This window comes from Streptomyces sp. NPDC055025 (genome assembly GCF_053608565.1).
In genome coordinates, this window is record NZ_JBSGVS010000089.1 from 21,419 (window position 1) to 27,418 (window position 6,000).

Below are 6,000 nucleotides of genomic sequence, written 5' to 3' on the forward strand. Positions count from 1 at the left end.
CCCCGGGGAAGCCGGGCCAGTTAACTACCCGCCAGTACCTACCCGACGGTCAACCCCCCACTTGATTCGGGAGACTTCATGCCGATGCCGGAACCCGGCGCGTCCATCGAGTTCTCGCTGCCACACTCGGTCATCGTCGTCAATCCGCTGCACCGGCCATCGCCACGGCTGACGGCCCTCGCCGCCCGGTCGGGCGCGATCGGCGTGCTGGAGCTGTCCCTCGATGACCCCCGAGATGTCGCCGAGACACTCGACCGCACCCGCCGCTGGTCGCCGCTGCCCTTCGGAGTCCGGATACGCCCCGGCTGTTCCGTGGCCGTCTCCGATCTGCCCGACGCGGTGGACACCGTCCTGCTGGCGGATCCCGGACGCTCGCCCGCCGAGTTCGCCGGCCGTCGTGTCCTGGTGGAGGTGACCGATCTGGCGGGCGCCCTGCGCGCCGTCGCCGACGGGGCCTCGGGACTGATCGTCCGCGGCGCCGAAAGCGGGGGCCGCGCGGGTGAGTTGAGCACCTTCGTGCTGTTGCAGCAGGTACTGGCCGACCCGTCCGTCACCCTGCCCGTCTGGGCGTGCGGCGGCATCGGGCCCCACACGGCCGCCGCCGTCGTCGCCGGGGGCGCGGCCGGTGTCGTACTGGACACCCAGCTCGCGCTGTTCGACGAGGCGGGGCTGCCCGCGGAGATCACCGCCGCGCTCACCGGGCTCGACGGCTCCGAGACCGTCCTCCACCACGGGACACGGGTGCTGCGCCGCCGTGGCCCCGGCGCTCCCGAACTCCCCGAGGACCCGGCGGAGTTCGCGGCCAGGGTCGGCGGTGACGATCCGCGGACCCAGTTCCTGCCGGTCGGTCAGGACGCCTTCCTCGCCGCCGCCTTCGCCGAGCGCTGGGCAACCGTGGGCGAGGCGGTCCGCGGTGTCAGGGCCGCGATGACCGCCGCTGTGGCGGACGACGAGCCCGCCGCCGCGCTGGCCGCGGGATCGCCGGGCGCCCGGGTCCTGGGCACCCGACTGCCCATCGCCCAGGGGCCGATGACCCGTGTCAGCGACGAGCCCGACTTCGCCGCCGCCGTCGCGGCCGGGGGCGCGCTGCCCTTTCTCGCGCTGGCCCTCGCGAGCGCGGAGCGCACCCGCTCGATGCTGGAGCGCACCCGTGAGGCACTCGCGGACGCGCCCTGGGGCGTCGGTGTGCTCGGCTTCGCCGACGAGGAGATCAAGACCGCGCAACTCGATGTCGTACGGGAGCTGAAGCCGACCCACGCGATCATCGCGGGCGGCCGGCCCGCCCAGGCCGCCGCGCTGGAGGCCGAGGGCATCACCACCTTTCTGCATGTCCCCTCGCCCGGCCTGCTGCGGCAGTTCCTCGCCGCCGGAGCACGCCGCTTCATCTTCGAGGGCGCCGAGTGCGGCGGTCATGTCGGACCGCGCAACAGCTTCCCGCTCTGGCAGGCCCAGACCGACGTACTGCTGGACTTCCTCGCCGCTTCCGGGCCCGGGGCGGCCGGTGAGCTGACGGTGCTGTTCGCCGGCGGTATCCACGACGAGCGCTCGGCCGCGATGGCCGCCGCCCTGGCCGCCCCGCTGACCCGCGCCGGAGTCGCGTTCGGTGTGCTGATGGGCACCGCGTATCTCTTCACCGAGGAGGCCGTGGCGGCCGGGGCGATCCAGCCGCTGTTCCAGCGCCGGATCGTCGCCGCCGAGCGCACCGATCTGCTGGAGACCGCACCCGGCCACGCCACCCGGTGCGCGCACAGCGCCATCACCGAGGACTTCGCGGCGCTCAAGGACGAACTGCGCGGGCGGGGCGTGCCCGACCGCGAGATCTGGGAGCACCTGGAGCGGTTCAACGTCGGCAGGCTGAGGCTCGCCAGCAAGGGGATCGAGCGGGTCGGTGACGAACTGCTCCCGGTCGACGAGACACGCCAGGCCGACGAGGGCATGTTCATGGCGGGCGAGGTCTGTGTGCTGCGCTCCGCCACCACCAGCGTCGCCGCCCTGCACGACTCCGTCGCCGACGGGGCCGCCGCGTGGCTGCGCGACCGCGCCGCGGGACTGCGCACCGCGCTCGGTCTCACCGGCACCGCCGAGGAGCCCGCCCCCGCGCCGCTGCGGATCGCCGTCGTCGGTATGGCGGGTATGTTCCCCGGCGCCCCCGACCTCGCCGAGTTCTGGGCCAACATCCTGGCCGGCAAGGACTGTGTGACCGAGGTCCCGGCCCACCGCTGGGACGCCGAGCGGTACTACGCGCCGGACGGCGACGGTGAGCGCACCCCGTCGCGCTGGGGCGGCTTCCTGCCCGAGATCCCCTTCGACCCGCTGCGCTACGGCATCCCGCCGGCCTCACTGGCCAGCATCGAACCCGTACAGCTGCTCGCGCTGGAGGCGGCGCGGCGCGCGCTGGCCGACGCGGGATACGCGGGCAAGGGCACCGATCACGCCCGTACCTCCGTGGTGTTCGGCGCGGAGGCCGGCAGCGATCTGTCCAACGCGACCACGCTGCGCACGGTGCTGCCCGGCTATGTCGGCACCATCCCGTCCGCGCTCGACGAGCAGTTGCCCCGGCTGACCGAGGACTCCTTCCCCGGGATGCTCGCCAATGTCATCGCGGGGCGGATCGCCAACCGGCTCGACCTCGGCGGCGCCAACTACACCGTCGACGCCGCCTGCGCCTCCTCGCTCACCGCCGTGGACGTGGCCTGCAAGGAACTGATCACCGGTACCAGCGATCTGGTGCTCTGCGGCGGCGCGGACCTGCACAACGGCATCAACGACTATCTGCTCTTCTCCTCGGTGCACGCGCTCTCCCCGACCGGCCGCTCGGCCACCTTCGACGGCGCCGCCGACGGCATCGCGCTCGGTGAGGGCGTGGCCTGTGTGGTGCTCAAGCGGCTGGCCGACGCCGAGCGGGACGGCGACCGGATCTACGCCGTGATCGACGGTGTCGGCAGCGCGAGCGACGGCCGCGCCCTGGGCCTGACCGCGCCCCGCCCCGCCGGTCAGCGCGCCGCGCTCACCCGCGCCTACCGCAACGCCGGGGTCTCGCCCGCCGACGTCGGTCTGATCGAGGCCCACGGCACCGGCACCGTCGTGGGCGACCGTACCGAACTGGCCACCCTGACCGAGGTGTTCACCGAGGCCGGGGCCGAGCCCGCCAGTTGTGCGATCGGCTCGGTGAAGTCCCAGATCGGACATACCAAGTGCGCCGCCGGACTGGCCGGACTGATCAAGACCACCCTGGCCCTCCACCACGGGGTGAAGCCGCCGACGCTGCATGTACGGCAGCCCAACGCGGCCTGGGACGGCGGGAGCAGCCCGTTCGTCTTCCACACCGCCGCCCGGCCCTGGGCCGCGGAACCGGCGGAGCGCGTCGCGGGCGTGAGCGCCTTCGGTTTCGGCGGCACGAATTTCCATGTCGTTCTACGCGCGTATGACCAGCCGCCACCCGCGCACTCCCTGGACACCTGGCCGGCCGAACTCTTCACCTTCCGGGGCCGGGACGCCGAGGCGGCGCGCCGCTCCGCCCGCGCCCTGCTGGAACTCCTCGGGCACGGTGGGCAGTGGCGGCTGCGCGACTACGCGCGTCATACGGCCCGCCGCAGCGATCAGGCGGCCGGCCGCGGCGAGTCCGTACGAATCGCCCTTGTCGCGGACAGCCTGGCCGGACTCGCGGAGCTGCTGCGCCGGGCCGTCGAGGGGGAGCAGGACCCCAAGGCGGGTCTCCACACGGCCGACGAGACCACGGGCGGTCCGGGCGGCTCGGTCGGTCCGGACGAGCCGGGCCGTACGGTCGGTCCGGTCGAGTCGGGCCGTTCGGACGGCTCGGTCTCCGGTGAGCTGGCGTTCCTCTTCCCCGGACAGGGCAGCCAGCGCCCCGGTATGCTCGCCGAACTCTTCGTCGCCTTCCCCGAGTTGCAGCGCCATCTCCAGCTCGGCGCCCGTTGGGCGGACACGCTCTACCCGCCCGCCGCCTTCGACGAGGAGGGCAAGGCGGGCCAGCTCGCCCGTATCACCGACACGGCCGTCGCCCAGCCCGCGCTCGGTGTCGTCGAACTCGCCGCCGCCGAACTGCTGGCCTCCCTCGGGATACGCCCCGCCATGGCCGCGGGCCACAGCTACGGCGAACTGGTCGCGCTCGGAGTGGCCGGCGCGCTCGCGCCGCGGGACGTCCTCACCGCCAGCGCGGCCCGCGCCCAAGCCATCCTGGCCCAGGTCGAGGGGGGCGACCCCGGCACCATGGCGGCCGTCTCCGCCACGGCCGAGCAGGTCGAGGAGGTGCTGCGGACGGCCGGTCTCGACGGGGCCGTCGTCGCCGCCAACCGCAACGCCCCCGAGCAGACCGTCATCTCGGGACCCACCGGGCCGATGGGCATCGCGGTGGCACGGCTGCGCGACGCCGGATACGCGGCCAAGCCGCTCCAGGTCGCCTGCGCCTTCCACAGCCCGCTGCTGGCCGGGGCGGGTGACGCCTTCGCCGAGAGCCTGGCCGGAATGACCGTGTACGCACCCGCCTTTGATGTCTGGGCCAACCGCACGGCCGATCCGTATCCGGCGGACCCGCAGGCGGTACGGGACGGGCTCGCGGCACAGATCGGCGCGCCCGTCCGGTTCACCGAGCAGATCGAGGCCATGTACGCGGCCGGCGCCCGGGTCTTCGCGGAGGTGGGTCCCGGCCGGGTGCTGAGCCGGCTGGTCTCCGCCGTCCTGGGCGACCGCCCGCACCGCGCCGTGCCGCTCGACGGCGGCCGGGGAGCCGGACTGACCGGCTTCCTCTCGGCTCTGGCACAGCTCGCCGTCAGCGGTGTCGATGTCCGCACCGGCCGGCTCTTCCAGGGACGCGACGCGGTCGACCCCGAGACCGCCGTGGCCGAGCGGGCCGCGGGCTGGACCGTCGACGGCCAGCTCGTCCGCCGCGCCGACGGCACCATTCCCCCCGACGCCCTGCACCCCGCCCGACCCGTTACGGAGCTGATCGTGCCGGAGAACCACGCTCCCCATGGCGCCGCCGCGTCCGGACCGGACGCCCTCGTCGCCGAGTTCCTGCGCACCAGCCGGGATCTGGTGGCGGCCCAGCGAGATGTCATGCTGAGCTATCTGGGCGGGCCCGTGGCCGCCCCGGCCGAGCGGCCCCTCGCCTACGCGGCGGCCCCGGTGACCGTTCCCGCCGCACTGCCCGCCCCCCTGTCCCCGCCGGCCCTCGCGGTGAGCGCCGCGCCTGCCGTATCCGTGGCGGTCCCGGCCGGGCCCGCGACGGACCGGGAGTCCGTGCTCGCGTCGGTCCTCACCGTGGTGGCGGAGCGCACCGGCTACCCCGTGGAGATGATCGAGCCGGAGCTTGATCTGGAGGCGGATCTGAGTGTGGATTCGATCAAGCGGGCGGAGATCGCGGGTGAGCTGGCGGTCCGTCTGGGTCTTCCGGTGGGCGCGGGTACGGATATCGACGGCCTGAGTGCCGCCCGTACCGCCGCCGGGATCGCCGCGCTGCTGGTCACCGCGTTCGGCGAGGGTTCCGGCCCCGCCACCAGCGCGGCCCCCGTGGCTCTCCTGTCCGGTCCGTCAGGTCCGGCTGGTCCGTCCGGTCCGGCGATGGACCGGGACGCGGTGCTGGGCTCGGTGCTCGCGGTGGTGGCGGAGCGTACGGGGTATCCGGTGGAGATGATCGAGCCGGAGCTTGATCTGGAGGCGGATCTGAGTGTGGATTCGATCAAGCGGGCGGAGATCGCCGGTGAGCTGGCGGTTCGTCTCGGTCTTCCGGTCGGCGCGGGCGCCGATCTGGACGGCCTGAGCGCCGCCCGTACCGCCGCCGGGATCGCCGGACTCCTCGTCGACCTGCTCGCGGGCCCGGCGGAGACGGCCGCTCCCGCTCCCGCCCCGGCGCCGTCCGCCGAGCCGCCCACGACCGCGGAGGCCGAGATCCTGGCCCCGCAGCGGCTGGAGTTCACCGAGACCGAACTGCCCGAGGTGACCGGCTCCGTCGAGAGCGGCGGTACGGTCCTGCTTCTGGGC

At 74.1% G+C, this 6,000-nt stretch carries 1 protein-coding gene; it reads left to right on the forward strand.

The annotated features are described in order from the left end of the window. Positions 1 to 78 precede the first annotated feature (78 nt). Positions 79 to 6,000 (forward strand): beta-ketoacyl synthase N-terminal-like domain-containing protein (locus tag ACWGDX_RS35925; protein WP_453632537.1); only part of this gene is annotated, 5,922 nt, incomplete at its 3' end.